This is a genomic window from Ignavibacteriales bacterium, assembly GCA_026390775.1.
Lineage (GTDB): Bacteria > Bacteroidota > Ignavibacteria > Ignavibacteriales > Melioribacteraceae > Fen-1258.
In genome coordinates this window covers 68,321-85,767 of record JAPLFF010000007.1, presented here as the reverse complement: position 1 = coordinate 85,767, position 17,447 = coordinate 68,321, and the positions used below count along the sequence as shown (strand labels likewise).

General features: G+C 34.4%; 12 protein-coding genes. 10 read left to right on the top strand and 2 right to left on the bottom strand.

Translation table 11 applies throughout. The annotated features are described in order from the left end of the window. The first annotated feature begins 93 nt into the window (after positions 1-93). From NTZ27_05590 to accD, 9 genes are all read left to right on the top strand, one after another. On the top strand, positions 94-1,215 hold the full coding sequence (locus NTZ27_05590) for an alanine dehydrogenase (GenBank protein ID MCX6174206.1): 1,122 nt from the start codon (positions 94-96) through the stop codon (positions 1,213-1,215). Positions 1,216-1,224: 9 nt separating this feature from the next. Further along, complete coding sequence (locus NTZ27_05585) at positions 1,225-2,577, top strand: 4-hydroxybutyrate CoA-transferase (GenBank protein ID MCX6174205.1); 1,353 nt, start codon at positions 1,225-1,227, stop codon at positions 2,575-2,577. A gap of 12 nt (positions 2,578-2,589) precedes the next feature. Further along, a complete protein-coding gene (locus tag NTZ27_05580) occupies positions 2,590-3,285 on the top strand; it encodes a metallophosphoesterase (GenBank protein ID MCX6174204.1) in 696 nt (231 codons plus the stop codon). A 256-nt stretch (positions 3,286-3,541) separates the two neighbouring features. Next, a complete protein-coding gene (gene sprA, locus NTZ27_05575) occupies positions 3,542-10,591 on the top strand; it encodes a cell surface protein SprA (protein MCX6174203.1) in 7,050 nt (2,349 codons plus the stop codon). 25 nt (positions 10,592-10,616) lie between these two features. Beyond that, complete coding sequence (locus NTZ27_05570) at positions 10,617-12,188, top strand: bifunctional response regulator/alkaline phosphatase family protein (GenBank protein MCX6174202.1); 1,572 nt, start codon at positions 10,617-10,619, stop codon at positions 12,186-12,188. Continuing rightward, complete coding sequence (gene tsaE, locus NTZ27_05565; GenBank protein MCX6174201.1) at positions 12,188-12,613, top strand: tRNA (adenosine(37)-N6)-threonylcarbamoyltransferase complex ATPase subunit type 1 TsaE; 426 nt, start codon at positions 12,188-12,190, stop codon at positions 12,611-12,613. Before NTZ27_05570 ends, tsaE begins: the two co-directional genes overlap by 1 nt. Next, on the top strand, positions 12,606-13,262 hold the full coding sequence (gene tsaB / locus NTZ27_05560) for a tRNA (adenosine(37)-N6)-threonylcarbamoyltransferase complex dimerization subunit type 1 TsaB (GenBank protein ID MCX6174200.1): 657 nt from the start codon (positions 12,606-12,608) through the stop codon (positions 13,260-13,262). The genes tsaE and tsaB overlap by 8 nt, the downstream gene beginning before the upstream one ends. After that, positions 13,259-13,987 carry a DUF1573 domain-containing protein gene (locus NTZ27_05555; GenBank protein MCX6174199.1) on the top strand — a complete coding sequence of 243 codons (729 nt, stop codon included), beginning with the start codon at positions 13,259-13,261 and terminating at the stop codon, positions 13,985-13,987. Before tsaB ends, NTZ27_05555 begins: the two co-directional genes overlap by 4 nt. Beyond that, positions 13,987-14,826, top strand: coding sequence for an acetyl-CoA carboxylase, carboxyltransferase subunit beta (accD, locus tag NTZ27_05550; GenBank protein ID MCX6174198.1), 840 nt, complete (start codon positions 13,987-13,989; stop codon positions 14,824-14,826). Before NTZ27_05555 ends, accD begins: the two co-directional genes overlap by 1 nt. Positions 14,827-14,829: 3 nt before the next feature. Here accD and NTZ27_05545 read toward each other — a convergent pair whose 3' ends face one another. Beyond that, positions 14,830-15,984: a cysteine desulfurase family protein gene (locus NTZ27_05545; protein MCX6174197.1), complete on the bottom strand. Its 1,155-nt coding sequence runs from the start codon at positions 15,982-15,984 to the stop codon at positions 14,830-14,832. Positions 15,985-15,997: 13 nt separating this feature from the next. Continuing rightward, positions 15,998-16,765: a biotin--[acetyl-CoA-carboxylase] ligase gene (locus NTZ27_05540; GenBank protein ID MCX6174196.1), complete on the bottom strand. Its 768-nt coding sequence runs from the start codon at positions 16,763-16,765 to the stop codon at positions 15,998-16,000. Positions 16,766-16,987: 222 nt separating this feature from the next. On the opposite strand from NTZ27_05540, the gene NTZ27_05535 reads away from it, so the two are divergent. Next, entirely contained in the window at positions 16,988-17,443 is a 456-nt protein-coding gene (locus tag NTZ27_05535) for an Hsp20/alpha crystallin family protein (protein MCX6174195.1), read from the top strand. Positions 17,444-17,447 lie beyond the last annotated feature (4 nt).

Genomic DNA, 17,447 nt, shown 5'->3' with positions numbered 1-17,447 from the left:
CAATAGGAAAAGACCGATATCACCCGCCAATTCTTCTGATTGAATGTCGTAGTGTGAATAGCTATTTTACATTTAAATAATTTAAGAAATGTTATGAGAATTGGAATTCCAAAAGAGACATACAAAGGAGAAAGAAGAATTGCTTTGGCTCCTGCCGGAGTAGATACTTTGGTTAAAGCCGGGCATTCTGTTTTCATTGAAACTAATGCCGGATTAGAAAGCCATTTCACCGATGAAAGTTACAGACGTGTTGGTGCTAATATTGTTTACAGTCCGGAAGAAGTTTATCAACGTGCTGAAATGATTGTTAAAATTGCTCCTTTTTCCGATAGTGAAATTGATAATCTTCAAGATGAGCAGATTATTTTTTCATTTCTTCATCTAGCTGTTGGAAAAAAAAATATTATAGAAAAACTCCTTGCAAAAAAGAATATTGCAATTGCCTATGAGTTGATTGAGAAAGGAGACCAGCTTCCAATTTTGCAATCTATGAGTGAAATTGCTGGGCAACTTGCTGTTCAAGAAGGTGAAAGATTTTTATGCAGTGATGTTCCCAACAGTCGCGGAATTTTAATGGGCGGAATAACCGGTGTTGCGCCTGCAGCCGTTGTTATTCTTGGTGCAGGTGTTGTCGGATTAACGGCAGCGCGTGCCGCTTATGCAAGAGGTGCTCATGTAATCGTTCTTGATAAGGATTTACGAAGACTTCGTAGAATCGAAACGGATATTTCTAATAATATTACTACAGTAGCCGCTAATCCATATACGATTGCTCGTGGTGCAAGATTTGCTGATCTTCTTATTGGTGCAGTGCAACTGAAAGCAGAAAAAACTCCTCACTTGATCACGGAAGAAATGGTTAAATCTATGAAGAAAGGTGCTGTAATTATTGATGTCTCAATTGATCAAGGCGGTTGTGTAGAAACAAGCAGGCCAACTTCAATATCCGATCCGATTTTTATGCAGCATAATGTAATTCATTATTGCGTACCTAATATGCCTGCACTCGTTTCAAGAACCGCAACCTACGGATTAACAAATGCATCAATAGAATATATTTTAGAAATCGCCGATAACGGGTTATCAAATGCTCTGCTTGGAGATCCGGGATTGGCAAAAGGTGTTTGTACTTATAACGGATTTTGTTCAAATGAAAATATTGCCGAAGCGTTTAATATTGAGTTTAAACGTCTTCACATTTTTTCAAACAATTGAGAAATTAAAATGACCGTTGACGAAATCAAAGTTGGTTTAACAACTAATGCGCCGTGGGTTAAAAAGTATAATTCAAGACTTGTGACTGCCGATGAAGCCGTAAAGATTATTAAATCGAATGATAAGATTATTGTCCAGCCTGGTTGTGCCGCTCCGCTTGAATTGATCAATGCAATGGTTAGAAGAAAAGATGAATTAAGTAATGTTGAGATTTATCATATTCTTGTAGTAGGCGATATACCTTATACCAAGCCGGGTATGGAAAAACATTTTAAGCATAAGGCTTTTTTTATCGGGGCTAATAGCCGCACAGCAGTCAATGAAGGTCGTGCAGAATATATTCCAATTTTTCTTTCTGAAGTTACAATGCTATTTAAGCGTGGAGTAATTCAAGCTGATGTTGCAATGATACATGTATCTCCGCCCGATGAACATGGATTCTGCAGTTACGGAATTGATGTAGGTAATATTAAAACTCCTGCTGAAAAAGCAAAATGTGTAATTGCACAAGTAAATAAACACATGCCGCGTAGTTTGGGTAACAGTTTTATTCATGTTAATAAAATTGATTTTATTGTTGCGATTGATGAACCATTAAAAGAACTACCGCAAGTAGATCCGGATGCTACACCAGAAGTATTAAAAATTTATGATCAAATAGGTAAGAATGTTGCCGAGATGATCGAAGACGGTTCTACACTTCAAATGGGAATCGGCGCAATACCCGATGCGGTCCTAAAATATTTGCACAATAAAAATGATCTTGGTGTTCATACAGAAATGTTTTCTGACGGATTAATTGATCTTGTAGAAGAAGGTGTTGTCAACGGTGAAAAGAAAACTCTTCATCCCGGGAAAATTATTGCTGGATTTGTCCTGGGTACAAAACGATCTTACAATTTTATTGATAATAATCCTGTATTTGAATTTCATCCGCAGGAATATGTAAATGATCCTTTCCTGATTTCTAAGAACAACAAAATGGTTGCAATAAATTCAGCTATTGAGATTGACCTTACAGGTCAAGTTTGCGCAGATTCAATTGGAACAAAATTTTTTAGCGGAATAGGCGGACAGGTAGATTTTGTTCGAGGTGCTGCTCATAGTGAAGGCGGAAAACCAATCATTGCACTTCCATCAGCTACAAAAGATCTCAAGTTTTCCAAAATTGTCCCTATTTTAAAACCTGGAGCCGGAGTTGTTACTTCACGAGGGGATGTTCATTATGTTGTTACTGAATATGGTGTTGCTTACTTATTTGGTAAAAGTATTCAGGAAAGGGTTCGTGCGTTAATTGAAATTTCTCATCCGGATTTTAGGCAGGGATTAACTGAATTTGCTAAAAATACTTATCACATTTAGCGTAAATTATTTATGATTGCTATAATTGGTGATATACACGGTTGTTATTTTACACTAGTAGAATTATATGAAAAAATTATTCGCCGTTACCCGAATATTCCTGTGTACACTGTCGGAGATTTAGTTGACAGAGGAAATCGAAGCAGTGATGTATTTGAATTCATAATTATGAACAATATATTATTTACCCCGGGCAACCATGATTATATGTTCTTTCATTTTTTCAAAGATCCGCAAAGTGTCTTTGCCCGTTCATGGTTTTTTAATGGGAATGAATCAACTTTAGAATCTTATTCTAACAAAGAAACAGAAATGTTTCAGCATATAGAATTGATTAAGCTTGCACCGCTTTACTTTAACTTACCGGATTGTTTTATATCTCATGCCGGAATTTCAAATTATTACGAAAAACTTTTGCCGCCAAATTATTTAGATGGATTAGAAATTCTCGATTCATTCATTAGAAATGATTTGCGTAGCGACAGAGGTATTCTTTGGACTCGTGATTCATTATTGAATATTGGAAAGCTTCAAGTTGTTGGACATACAACAAAACATGAGATAACACTTGCTGAAGATTCCAATGCTGTTTATCTTGATACAGGTGTATTTCTTGGGAACAAATTAAGCGCTGTTATAGTCCATGAGAGTAGTATTATAGAAACTTTCGAAGAAAAGACTCATCTTGAAGACATAATCAAGTCATAGAGTTTATCTAATATGATGTTTAATGAATTACCCGGGAAAATTTCCGAGGGATAATAAAAAGGCGATATAGAGGAAAGAATTTTATCCAAAAAAATAAATTGCCAAATGCTTTTTTTTTGATAATTTTAGACTAAGAAAATAAAGGAGGTTGAATAGAAGATTTCTACCATTCTCAATAATTCGAAGGACTCATATTTCTCCGCAATTCAAAAATATCTTAAAACCGGGATTCAAGTTAATTCTGATCTCTATTTTTATGATTACATTAGCAGTAATCTTCGGTTTTAGAAATCAATCTTACTCAAACTCGAACAAACTACTTTTATTTGATGCTTGTTTTGATTACATCAATTCAAATTCAACAATTGATAACATTGATCTTAAACAAGATTTAACAGAATGTACTAATAATGTTCAAAGCAATAAATTAATTCCAATCGTTCCGGATTCAACAGTAAAGCCGTTCAAACCTGTTAAAATTGATTCAGTAAAAATTCATGTATCGCCCGGGGATTCGTTAAGAATAAAAACAAAACAAGATTCATTAAAAAGAATAGAAAACCTTTCAAAAGGTTCTACTAATGTTCCAAGTAATAAATTAATTCCAATCAAGCCGGACTCAACAGTAAAACCGATCAAACCTGTAAAAAATGATTCCGAAAAAATTCATGTATTTTCCGGGGATTCGTTAAGAATTAAAACAAAACAAGATTCATTAAAAAGAATTGAAAACCTTTCAAAAGATTCTACAGCAAGAATAAAATATTTTCATTTTTATCGTGACGATTATCCCAATGTTTTATTTAGAGGGAAGAAGAAATCCAGTTTTTTTGTCTATCCCTCTGAAAACATGTTATCAAGAACTGTACAATTAGATCCTACCGGGAAGAAAGTTATAATAAAAGAGACTATAGCAGGTAAACCAATTCGGGAATATTTAGAACTCCCAATTGATGAATATATAAAACTTAAACTAGAAACAATAAAACGCGATGTATGGGAACAGAAAGGTTATGAATACAAATTAAAAGACACAAAGAAAGATCTTTCACAGCTTATAACAGATATCACAAATATTGAGATACCGCTTCCGAGCACGCCGCTGTTAAGTATTTTTGGTCCACCACATATCAATTTAAAAATTGCTGGACAAGTTGATATTCACGGTGCTTGGCGTAATGAAACAACAACCGGCATAACTACTTCTGCTCTTGGTAATACCCGTAATGAACCTGACTTCAAACAGCAAGTACAGATAAATCTAAATGGAACGATTGGAGATAAACTTACACTTGGTGCAGATTGGAATACAGAACGCCAATTCCAGTATGAAAATCAGTTAAAGATAAAGTACACAGGTTATGAAGATGAAATAATTCAGAGTATTGAAGCTGGAAACGTATCACTGCAAACTTCTCCTTTGGTTGGAGGTAGTGAAGCTTTATTCGGAATAAAAGCACAATTCAAAATGGGACCGTTTAGTTTAACTGCCCTCGCTTCTCAGAAGAAAAGTGAAATTCAGGAAGTTTCAGTTAGCGGTGGAGCTAGATCACAACAATTTGAAATCCATGCATATGATTATTCACCTAATCACTTTTTTATTGATTCGGTTTATGCTGATCCTCAGTTGCATGTATTTACTGATTATTATTCTAATCCAACTCCTAGAGTTAATTCAACTTTGTTTGTCAAAGATATTCAAGTTTGGAAAACTGTCACCGGTCTTTTCAATCCTAATGAACGAAAAGCAAATGCTTATTTAAGTTTACCGAAAAGATCTAAAGGGACCCTGTATTCTACTTCCTTACGTGACAGTACATTACAAACAATTCCGGGTGTTCAAGAAATTGATCGAAGATTTGTACTTCTACAACTTGGTATTGATTATGAAATTCATCCTGAGACTGGGTTCATAAGTTTTAAAACTCAAATTCAAGAACAGGATGCTATAGCAGTTGCATACTATGTTGAAGGTGCAACTTCTACAGATTACTATGGAGAATTTATTAATGATCTGCAAAGTACAAATCAAACAAGATTAGTTTTAAAACTTGTAAAACCGCCAAACTTACAACCGCAATTTAAAAAAGCATGGGGTCTGCAATTAAGAAACATATATCCGGTAGGCGGACGCAATGTTAAAGAAGAAGGTTTCGTTCTTGATATGAAGTATAAGATAGAAGGACAGGATCCTCAAAATAATTTTCAAGGCACAAAAATTCTTGAAGCATTCGGTTTAGACAAAACAGATAAAAGTGGTACAAGCACTCAACCTGACGGTGCATTTGACTTTTTCCCGCCAAGAACAATTATGCCTTCAACCGGTGAAGTAATATTTCCTGTACTGCAGCCGTTCGGAAGGGATTTTCCAAGTAAATTACCCGATTCGTTAAAGTATCAATCAGTTTATGATACTCTAGTTACTTTTGCAAAGCAGGATAGAACGAAAGATAAATTTATTATGAGCGGGGAATATTCTGCTGAAGTAACTTCCGTTTATAGTATTGGTTTTCAAGCTGTTGAAAAATCTGTAAAAGTTTATTTGAACGGTAATCTTTTAAAAGAGGGAATTGATTACACAGTTGATTACAATCTGGGTCAAGTATTAATCAGAAATGACAAAGCATTAGTCCCCGGGGCAGATCTAAAAATCTCATATGAACAAAACGATCTATTCCAACTTGCATCAAAAACATTACTTGGCTTACGCGGTTTATTTGAGTTTAATAAAGAAACTTCACTTGGCTTTTCTTATTTGAATTTGAATCAGCAGACATTAAGTGATAAAGTTAGAATTGGCGAAGAACCGCAAAATAATTCAATATTCGGTGTAGATTTCAAAACAAATATAAATCTTCCATTCATTACTAAAGCTCTTGATAAAGTAATATCAACCAGCGCCCCATCTAATTTCTCTTTGATTGCAGAGTATGCACATATGAGTCCTGATCCTAACACAAAGAAAAGTACAATAACTAGCGATAATAATAAAAGCATAGCTTACGTAGATGATTTTGAAGGAGCGAAAAAATTAATTCCACTTGGAATGCCTTACGGTTCATGGCATGATATAAGTGTTCCTAATAATCTCCCGTTTATCGGATCGAAAACTGAAATGGAACAGATGGCTTATAAAGCAAAAACATACTGGTATAATAGAACTCCTTCTGATGTTACAATAAAAGATATTTATGGAAATAGAAGAGTAAATAACGATCCCAGCGCTCAGCTGATTCAAACATTGGATTTTGTTTTTCAACCGGATCAAAAAGGTTTTTATAATTGGTATCCAACACTTGGTGAGAAATTTAAAAACTGGGGCGGCATTATGAAAGTTCTTTCTTCTACTGCGAATAATCTTGTAGAAGAAAATATTCAATTCATAGAATTCTGGTTGAATATTCCAAACGCACCAAGCAACTTAAAATTAAATATTGATCTCGGGCAAATAAGTGAAGATGTAATTCCAAATGGTAAACTTGATACCGAAGATAAAAACCGCAACGGTCTTTTAGATGACGGGGAAGATACCGGTATTGATGGATTAAAAGATACGGAAGAACCTGGGTATGATTCCGTTACAAATCCTGACCCTAGTGGTGATAATTATTCATTCCAGTTAACTCAAAATCCTGACTACTCGCATGTTAACGGAACTGAAGGGAACGGTGTCTCTATTGATCAAGGAAGGATTCCTGATTCAGAAGATCTGAACGGAAACCTTACATTAGACAGGGTTAATAGTTATTTTCGATATGAAATTCCGATTGATACAAACCGTGTATCAAACAAATTTATTGTTGGCGGTGGAGATAATGCGGGTTGGTATTTGTTTAGAATTCCTCTAAAAGATTTCGCTACAAAAATTGGCGATCCAAGTTTTTCAGTTATTGAATTCATTAGATTTTGGGTCTCAGGAGTTGATCAGCCTGTTCATTTAAGATTTGCAGAAATGAACCTTGTTGGTAATCAGTGGCAAAAAGTTTTGTCTCCTCCTAAAGTTACTTTAAATGATACAGTTCTTACTGTTTCATCAATCAGCAAAGAAGATAATCCGGAATATTCATCTCCCCCGGGTGTTTTTCCGGAAAAAGATCGTACAACTACTTATGATGTTTTTAAGAATGAACAAGCGCTCAATTTAATTATCACAAAACTTGAAGACGGAGATAACCGCGAAGTGGTTCGTTATCTTTATAAACCTTTGGACCTGTTCAACTACAAAGAAATGAAGTTTTTCATTCACTCTGATAAAAATGATTTACCGGGCTCAGTCTCATTTTATGATTCTACTAAACAGAATAATTATGGATCGGAAGTTTATCTTAGATTTGGTTCAGACTCGCTAAATTATTATGAATATAGGCAGCCTGTCAGATATAACTATGATATAGGGAATAACGGATGGAATGAAGTCAGTATGGTTTTTTCTGATCTGACTGCTATTAAAATTCAGACAAGGGGCGATAGTACTTTTATCAATAAAATTCTTCGAGTTCCTGTTCCAGGAAAAGTGGGGCATACTTATGGTGTAAGAGGAAATCCAACATTAACGCAAGTAACATTTTTTACAATTGGAATTGTAAATCCAAGAGACAAAGGAACACCTTATCAAGCTGTCTCCGGTAGCGTTTGGGTAAATGAATTACGCGTACTTGATGCTGATGCAACACCTGGATGGGCTTACAGCGCTAGCGGTACTTTATCTCTTGCAGATCTTGTCAGAGTAAATTTCAATGTTAGCCAAACAAATCCGTATTTTCATAGCCTTACCGAAAGATTCGGGACACGCGAAGATAGATTGAACTGGGGTGTTGCAGTTGATCTTGATGTTCTAAAATTAATTCCACTTAACCTTGCAGGAAGTAATCTACGAGTTTCTTATTCCCGCAACCAACAATCAACTAATCCGCTTTATTTACCCGGCACTGACATTAAAGTAAATGAAGCACAAAATGAATTAAGAAAAAAACTTACCGATAAGAATTATGATCCGGTAATTATTGAACAAGAAGTTGCCAAACTAAAAGATGAATCACAATCATTAAGTGTATCTGAAACATGGACATTGTCTAGTATCAAGATTAAGATACCAACCGATGTATGGTACATTAGAGATACTTTTAACAATCTTACTTTTGGATTTAATTACAATAAATCTGCAGCAAGTTCACCGACAGTTCGTAGTTCAGATAGCTGGATATGGAATGCAAATGCTAATTACTCGGTTAATTTAAGTAGAGATAATTTCTTTAGACCGGTTGATATTCCAATCATTGGAAGTTTCTTTGGTCTGTTTAGCGATTACCGCGATGTAAAGATTTATTTTCTTCCGCAATCAATTACATCTTCAATCACAGCAAGTAGAAAAAGATCATACACGCAAAACAGAGCAATATCCGATAAGCCAAATGTCTTACGTGATTTTGTTGCAACACGTGGTGCCGGTTTTAACTGGGCAATAACAGAAGGAGGATTTTGGAATCTTTCGTTAAACTATAATTTTGATATTTCTTCCACGCTTGCTTATCTGCTAGCTAATAATGATTTAGAACGATCTGAAAGTGAAATTTGGCGGGATGTCTTTGGCGGATCGTTATTTGGTAAAGATTATAATTTTAAACAGTCTGTTGACTTGAGGACAAATCCAAAACTTCCTTCCATCTGGGATCTAAATCGTTATTTAACTCTCAATGGAAGTTATTCTGTTACTTATCAGTGGCAAAATAATTTTACACAAGGAGTACTAGGTAAGAGTGCCGGTTACGCTAATAGAATAAGCGCCGGATTTGTAATTCGACTCAAATCGATTTTTGCACCAATGTTCCGAGAAGAAGAGAAGAAATTGGAACAAAATATTCCTTCGCAGTCTGAAGGAGGAAGAACAGGCGGAAGGAGAAGCGTCAGAAGTGGTAATCAGCAAAATCAACCACAGCAAATTCCAAAGAGTACAGAAGATCTGCCGGTTAAAACTGAGTTAGCAAAAGATTCCACCATTGTGTTGAATGACTCTACTATTGTTACTAAAAAAGATACTGTTAAAAGTGTAATGCGGACTCTTAATGCTTCATTGGAAATATTAAAGCTTGGAATAAAAACACTATTACTGGATTATGATCAAATCACAATTAATTTTTCTCAGAACAGCAGTTACACAGGCGGCGGTATTGTGGGAGATGGAACAGGATTCAATAATTTCTGGGGTTTTAGTCAGAGTGATGATAAAGGTCCGAGAAGATTATTTATGCTAGGCCTTTCTAATGATTTAGGTCCACGAGCTCCGAATGGAAATATTCAGGATAATTATACTCAGAAGAATGATCTATCATTCAGCACATCACGACCATTGTGGGAAGGCGCGGATTTAAAATTAGATTGGAAAGTTGGTTGGGGCATTAATAAATCGTCAACAATACAAACAGATTCACTTGGTAATGTTTCAATTACAAATATGCTTTCAACAGGAACCTTAGATAGATCGTTCTTAAGTTTGCCGCCGTCTTTTATATTTTCATTTCTCGGAAACGGAATTAAGAAAGTTCATGACCTCTATGATCCAACTTCAAGTAATCCAGCTCAGAGTTTATCGGATGCATTCTTAAAAGGATTCGAAACTTTTTCGTTCTTATCCAAGATTCCTTTTCTTTCAAGTATTATGAAATATATTCCAAGACCTAACTGGACTTTTACATGGACGGGTTTGGAAAAATATCAGATATTTAGTTTCGCCAATAGGGTGACTGTTAACCATGCTTATATTTCTAATTACAGTGAAGGATGGCAAATTAAGCCTGACGGAGTACAAGAAGTTCAAACGCAAAGAGTTGATTATGCTTTTTCTCCGTTAGCCGGAATAACAATGAACTTTGATAAATTCTTCGGTGGTGCTTTCCAAAGTACAATAAGATTTTCAACAAAAACTTCTTATAGCTTGGGTGTAACAACTCTTAATGTAACGGAAGCATTTAACAGCGACATTAATATTTCTGCAAGTTATACCAAATCGGGATTCGAACTTCCTCTTTTCGGGATCTCCTTAAAGAACGATCTTGAAATATCATTTTCATATACAAGCGGAAAAACTTCAAGTGTAATTTATGAGATGAACAATTTTAAAGATAACGGTACTCCTCAAGAAGGAAAAACAAACACAACAATAGAACCAAAAATAAAATATGTAATGAGTTCGCGCGTAACTCTTTCAATCTTCTATAGAAGAACAAGCATCGTACCCGAAGGTGCATCCAGAATTCCGCCCACTACAACTAACGAAGCCGGTGTTGACGTTAGAATTGCAATTCAATAACATTAGTCGGACAAATAATTAAAATATGAAAAGAAATAAAATCCTTTGGGTAGATGATGAAATCGAACTTCTCCGCTCGCATATCATTTTTTTAAATGAGAAAGGGTATGAAGTTGCAACAGTAACCAATGGTGAAGATGCGGTTGATGAAGTTAAGAATAAACAATTCGATCTAATCTTTCTTGATGAAATGATGGCGGGAATTGGCGGACTTGAAACTCTTGCACAAATCAAAGAAATTAATCCGAACATTCCCGTAGTTATGATTACGAAGAGCGAAGCAGAATCATTGATGCACGATGCTATCGGAAGTAAGATAAGTGATTATTTAATTAAGCCGGTTTTGCCTTCGCAAGTTTTGATGGTCTGCAAAAAAATTCTTGAAAGCAAAAAAATATCCGGTGAATATGTTGCTAAAGATTATCTAAATGATTTCAATGAAATATCTCGTCAGCTTTTAATGGATCCGAGTTATAGTGATTGGATCGAAATTTATTTGAAACTTACAAATTGGGATATGGAACTTGATGAACATCCCGAGGTAGGTCTTAGGCAGACATTAACAGAACAGAAAAAAGAATGTAATCAAGAGTTCAGCAAATTTGTAGAAAAAAATTACAAAGGTTGGATTAATTCTACCGGGAGTGAAGATGTTCCTCTTCTCACTACAGAGATAACGGAGAAATATGTTTTTCCACATTTATCAAAATCTGCCGGGCCGATTTTTTATTTTGTAATTGATTGTCTTCGTTTAGATCAATGGCTTGTGATGGAAAAACATTTAAACGAACTGTTCAACATTCAGAAAGATTATTATTATTCAATACTTCCAACAGCAACACCGTACTCACGGAATTCATTGTTCGCCGGTTTGTACCCCTCGGAAATTGAAAAACATTATCCGGATTTGTGGGGAACAATGAACGATGATGAGAACAGCATGAATAAATATGAAAAGGAGCTTCTGCAGAATTTATTAAACAGAAAGAAGATTTCCTTAAACAATGAATTAAAATATGTAAAGATTATTGATCCGGAAGTAGGGCGATCATTTGAACAAAATGTTTTATCACATCGTAAAACACATTTCATGGCAGTGGTCGTAAATTTTTTGGATATGATCGCTCACGGACGCTCCGATTCACAAATATTAAAAGAAATTGCGCCGGATGAAGCCGCTTACCGCTCATTGACAAACAGCTGGTTCCAACATTCTTCACTTCTTAACACATTCAGAGCAATAGCAACAATTCCAAATGCAAAAGTTGTTATTACAACTGATCATGGAAGTATTCGAACTTTGCGCGGTGCAAAAGTTCTGGGTGATAGAGAAGCTTCTCCAAATTTGCGTTTTAAGTTCGGTAGAAATTTGAAAGTAGATGAGAAACATGCAATCTTTATTAAGAATCCATTGGATTACAAATTGCCCAAACGAGGATTAACTATTAACTACATAATATCGAAAGAAGATTTTTATTTTGTCTATCCAACCGATTATCATAAATACTTAAGTTATTATAAAGATAGTTTTCAGCATGGCGGAATTTCTATGGAAGAAATGATTCTTCCTGTGATTACAATGGAGAGGAAAGTATAATGGATTTTCCATTTCATGCCATAATGAGATCGGAAGAAGAGACAATTTTAACTGCACAAAATTTTGCTAAAAAAATCAAAATGGGTGATGTAATTTTGTTAAATGGCGATCTCGGCAGCGGCAAAACATTTTTTGTAAAATATATTTGTAAAGAATTTGGCGTTGAAAACGTATCGAGTCCTAGTTTTGCAATTGTTAATGAATATCATAACAAAAAGAATTTTATACATTTTGATTTTTACCGGATAAAAAATGTGGAAGAACTTTACGATATTGGATTCCATGAATATCTAAACGGAGAAAATATTGTTTTCATTGAGTGGTCAAATATGTTCCAGGATATTCTCCCAAAACGGAATTATCAAATTGATCTTAAATTTGTTAATAATACATCAAGAGAAATATCAATAGCAAAACATGCATAATCTATTCCCAATATTAGCGGTTGAAACATCAGGTGATAATTGCAGCGTTGCTCTATTATTTGATGATCAAAATTTTGTTGAAATGAATTATCAACAAAAACATATACATTCTCAAAAATTAATAGAGATGATAGACACTGTTTTGAAAAATGCTCAGATAGAACTCAATCTATGTAAAGCGATTGCCATTTCAATGGGTCCCGGTTCGTTTACAGGATTAAGGATTGGACTTTCAACAGTAAAAGGACTGGCGTTTGGGGCTAACATTCCGATAATACCGGTTCCAACATTCGATGCTTATGCATTTCATATTTCAAAATATATTAAGACCGAAACAAAATTTGTTATAGCAATGAATGCGAATGTAGATGAATATTATTTTTCAAAATATATTAAACATGATGAAAATGTAGAAGTTGTAGATAATCTACAATTAGTGGAGAAAAATGATTTGCAATCATTAATTTCTGCTGATGAATCAGTTTATGGAGATTCATTTATTGAAAGTACCTTAAAAGAGGCATTAGGATTAACAGCTTTAAAAATCGGTAGATGGGCTTATTTATTAGGTTACGATTTATTAACTTCCAATTATGATTATCTAGAACCAAACTATTTCAAGAAATTTATTGTAAAAGGGAAAAGATGAAAAAGTTAATTACTTTTTTTGTTTTTGCAATTGTATCGGTTTCTTTTTCACAAACTGCTACACCAAAATTGTTTGTTAAAGCTGATAACCACGATTTTGGAACAATTGCTGAAGGTGAAATTGTTACACACAATTATGAAATTCAGAATACAGGAAAAGCTGAACTCATAATAAGTCAAGTGCGAGCGTCGTGCGGATGTACCGCGGCAGCTCCCGAAAAAATGAATTTGAAACCCGGTGAAAAAACTTTAGTGAAAATTGAGTTCAATTCCGAAAATAGATTGGGTCCTCAAGAAAAATTTGTTTATATCTCATCGAATGATCCGGTTAATCCTCAATACAAATTAACTTTTACCGGTGTTGTAGTTGATAAGAGTACGATTGTTTCAAAAGACGGTAAGACACCAAAATTGAAATTGAATTTAATGCAATACGATTTTGGCACAGTTACAGAAGGTAAAGTAGTTGAAACAAAAATTAGTTTTAAGAATGAAGGCAAAGCACCTTTAATTATAAGTGATGTAAAAACTTCATGCGGTTGCACTGCGGCTTTGTTAAGCAGTAAACTTCTTCAGCCTGGAGAATCCGGCAATATAAAAATTGAATTAGATACTGCTAACAGAGAAGGCAAATTAACGCGTACAGTAACGCTCTATTCAAATGATCCTCAGCAGCCGAATCAAACGATAACTTTATTCGTCAATATTGAAAAGAGAAAATCCTAATGGGTTGGTTCAAAAGAAAAAAAGAAAATATTTCTCCACATAGTAAAAAAACAGATATTCCCGACGGGCAGTGGTCTAAATGCGAAGATTGCGGAGAAATAATTCATAATAAACAATTAGAAGTTAATTTGTGGTGTTGTCCAAAATGTAATTATCATTTCAGGATCGGAAGCGATCAATACATTTTATTCTTGTTTGATAAAGGTTCATTTAAGGAACTTGATAAAAAAATGAGATCAGGCGACCCGCTGGAATTTACAGATACAAAAAAGTACAACGAGAGAATTGTTGCAACTATTAAAAAGAGCGGATTGAATGATGCTATCAAAACCGGGACTGGAAAAATTGAAGGTAAGAAAGTTGCATTTGCATGTATGGACTTTAGTTTTATCGGTGGAAGTATGGGTTCGGTTGTCGGTGAAAAAATTGCAAGAGCTATTGACGCCGCTTACGAAGATAAAATTCCACTAATAATTATTAGTCAAAGCGGCGGTGCAAGAATGATGGAAGGAGCTTTTTCGCTAATGCAAATGGCTAAAACAAGTTCCCGTCTTGCGAGGTTAGCAGAAGCAAAGTTACCATTTATCTCAGTTCTAACAGATCCAACAACAGGAGGAGTAACTGCCAGTTATGCTATGCTTGGAGACGTTATAATAGCTGAACCAAAAGCATTAATAGGATTTGCAGGACCGCGCGTTATCAAACAAACAATCGGAAAAGATTTACCCCCAGGATTTCAGAGATCTGAATTTTTACTTGAAAATGGTTTTCTAGATTTTATTGTTAACAGAAAACAGCTGCGGGAAAAATTATCACAATTGATAACTTACTTAACTTAAAAATTACTTTTTAAATTTATTGGTGAGTTGATTAATTACTTCTAAAGAGTAATCTACTTCTTCATTAGTATTCTGCCAGCCGAATGAAAATCTAATTGTTCCTTTTGCATCCTCAACAGAATAACCTGTGCTAAGAATTACATGCGATGGTTTTAGAGTCCCTGATGTACATGCGGCGCCATTAGAAACTGCTACTCCGTTTATATCAAGAAACATTAACATAGCTTCAGGATCGTTTTTATAGTAATCTGATTTTAATGTTATACTTAATATGTAAGGTGAAGTATTTATCCCGCCATTTATAATTATACCTTGTCTATCAATTGAATGAATGCCTGTTATAAATCTCTGTTTTAACTCAGTAACATCATTTTTATTTTTCTGCATTGAATTGCTAGCTATTCTAACAGCTTCAGCAAAGCCAATAATACCAGCAACATTTTCAGTTCCGCCTCTACGATTTCTTTCTTGAGAGCCGCCGAATAATATTGGGGAAAGGGGGGTCCCGCTTTTCACGTAGGCAAATCCAATTCCTTTAGGCCCGTTGATTTTATGAGCGGAAGCCGTTATCGAATCTATACCGGATAATTTTACATCAATTTTATATTTGCCAAAACTTTGGACAGAATCTGCGTGAAAGAAAACATTTTTTTGCTTTAACAGAGAAGAAAAGTGCTCAATCGGAGCGACTGCGCCGGTTTCATTATTTATGTGCATCAAAGAAATAAGTGAAGAGTTTGGATTTATATTTTGAAGAAGTAATTCATTACATATTAAAGAATCTTTTCCAATATTAAGAAAATTAACTGTAAAACCGTTTTCAGAAAGCTCTAAGAATGAATCATAAACGGAATGATGTTCAGCTTCTGATGTGATCAAATGATTACGTCCGCTTTCTGCTAATTCGGATCGTGCAATTCCAAATACAACAAAGTTATTTGCTTCAGTCCCACCGCTTGTAAAATAAATCTCACTTGGATTAGCATTTATAAAATCTGCAATAACCTCTCTGGATTCTTCAATAGCAACGCGTGCTTTTCTTCCGAATGAATGAATGGAAGAAGCATTTCCAAAATTCTCCATGAGGAAAGGTCTCATTTTTTCAAAGACTTTTGGGTGTAGAGGCGTTGTAGCAGCATTATCAAAATATACTTTCATTACTTCCTTTCAATTATCTTAGACTAACATCTCCGTAATGGATTTTTTCAATTTTATCAGCCTGCTTCAGAAGAAGAAATCCATGCTCATCAATATCATCAAAAATTCCTGTTCTAATTTTATCATCTTCAATAATTTTTATCCTTTCGCCTATCATCTTACATCTGTTGCGCCATTGGTTCAATATCTTCTTATGAGAATGTTCCAGTTGATCAATTAACTTTTCAAAATTGTTTAATACTTCACTAAGTAATTTTTCTCTGCTTACAATCGAATGAAATTCTTTACGGATTGAAGTCGGGACAATATCAAATTTCCCTGGAAAGTTAGGTTGATTAACGTTTATTCCGATTCCAACAGTAACTCTACTTATTTTATTTCCTTTAGAACTGGATTCTAGTAAAATTCCAGCAATCTTTTTTTTATGAACAAGAACATCATTCGGCCATTTAAGTTCAACATCCAGTTGAAAAAGATTTTCAATTGCTTGTGCAACAGCAACAGCTGTACTTAAATTAATTAAGTTAATTTTTTGATCTTTGATTTCACCTTTTAATAAAATTGAGAATGTAAGATTTTGACCGCTGTTGCTGATCCATTCTCGATCTTTACGTCCGCGTCCTTTGCTTTGATATTCTGCTAATAGTACAGTTCCATTCTGATTAAAATCTTTACTTGATAAAAGAACACTATTCGTAGAATCTACTTCATCACTATAGATAAAATTTCTGCCTATGTAGTCAGTATCTAGTTTGATGTCGAATTCTTCAATGTTAAACACAAATCCTCCAATTACACAATTATCTTAGCAGTTGTTTCATAAAATATGACAAATGGTCATTGTGTATATTAAAAAGTTAATATTAAGTGACATTTATTCTTACTCTAACTAAACGAGTAAAACTCATTAACTCATTATTTACAAATAAGTTACTTGGAAAAACAACATTGGCACTCTCATTGTATATAGTATGGCAAACGAATAATTACAAAGGAGGCCAAAGTGGCACTTATTAAATTTGAACCCTTCAGAGAGTTAGAAACTCTTCATGAGAGAATTCTGGGTATCCATCCCTTCGGGAAAAGATATTTTGATGACTTCCCAAACTTTGGATTCAATGTTGATGAAAATTTTTACCCGAGAATTGATATTTCCGAAGACAAAGATAATATAAATGTTGTAGCTGAAATTCCCGGAGTAAAAAAGGATGAAATTAAAATCACATTGCAAGATAATATATTGACCATTGAAGGTGAAAAGAAAAATGAAACTGAGAAAAAAGAAAAAAACTACTTCAGAAGTGAAAGAATGTACGATTCGTTCAAACGATGTTTTACTCTTCCGGATCTGGTAGATTCCGAAAAGGTTGAAGCAAAGTTTGAAGATGGTATGCTTAATATTCAATTAAAAAAAATTGAGCAAAAAGTAAATTGTGAAAAAGTTATCGAGCTGAAGTAATATC

Coding starts and splice junctions, on each gene's coding strand:
- NTZ27_05590 (MCX6174206.1), top strand. CDS start 94: ATGAGAATTGGAATTCCAAAAGAGACATACAAAGGAGAAAGAAGAATT.
- NTZ27_05585 (MCX6174205.1), top strand. CDS start 1,225: ATGACCGTTGACGAAATCAAAGTTGGTTTAACAACTAATGCGCCGTGG.
- NTZ27_05580 (MCX6174204.1), top strand. CDS start 2,590: ATGATTGCTATAATTGGTGATATACACGGTTGTTATTTTACACTAGTA.
- sprA (MCX6174203.1), top strand. CDS start 3,542: ATGATTACATTAGCAGTAATCTTCGGTTTTAGAAATCAATCTTACTCA.
- NTZ27_05570 (MCX6174202.1), top strand. CDS start 10,617: ATGAAAAGAAATAAAATCCTTTGGGTAGATGATGAAATCGAACTTCTC.
- tsaE (MCX6174201.1), top strand. CDS start 12,188: ATGGATTTTCCATTTCATGCCATAATGAGATCGGAAGAAGAGACAATT.
- tsaB (MCX6174200.1), top strand. CDS start 12,606: ATGCATAATCTATTCCCAATATTAGCGGTTGAAACATCAGGTGATAAT.
- NTZ27_05555 (MCX6174199.1), top strand. CDS start 13,259: ATGAAAAAGTTAATTACTTTTTTTGTTTTTGCAATTGTATCGGTTTCT.
- accD (MCX6174198.1), top strand. CDS start 13,987: ATGGGTTGGTTCAAAAGAAAAAAAGAAAATATTTCTCCACATAGTAAA.
- NTZ27_05545 (MCX6174197.1), bottom strand. CDS start 15,984: ATGAAAGTATATTTTGATAATGCTGCTACAACGCCTCTACACCCAAAA.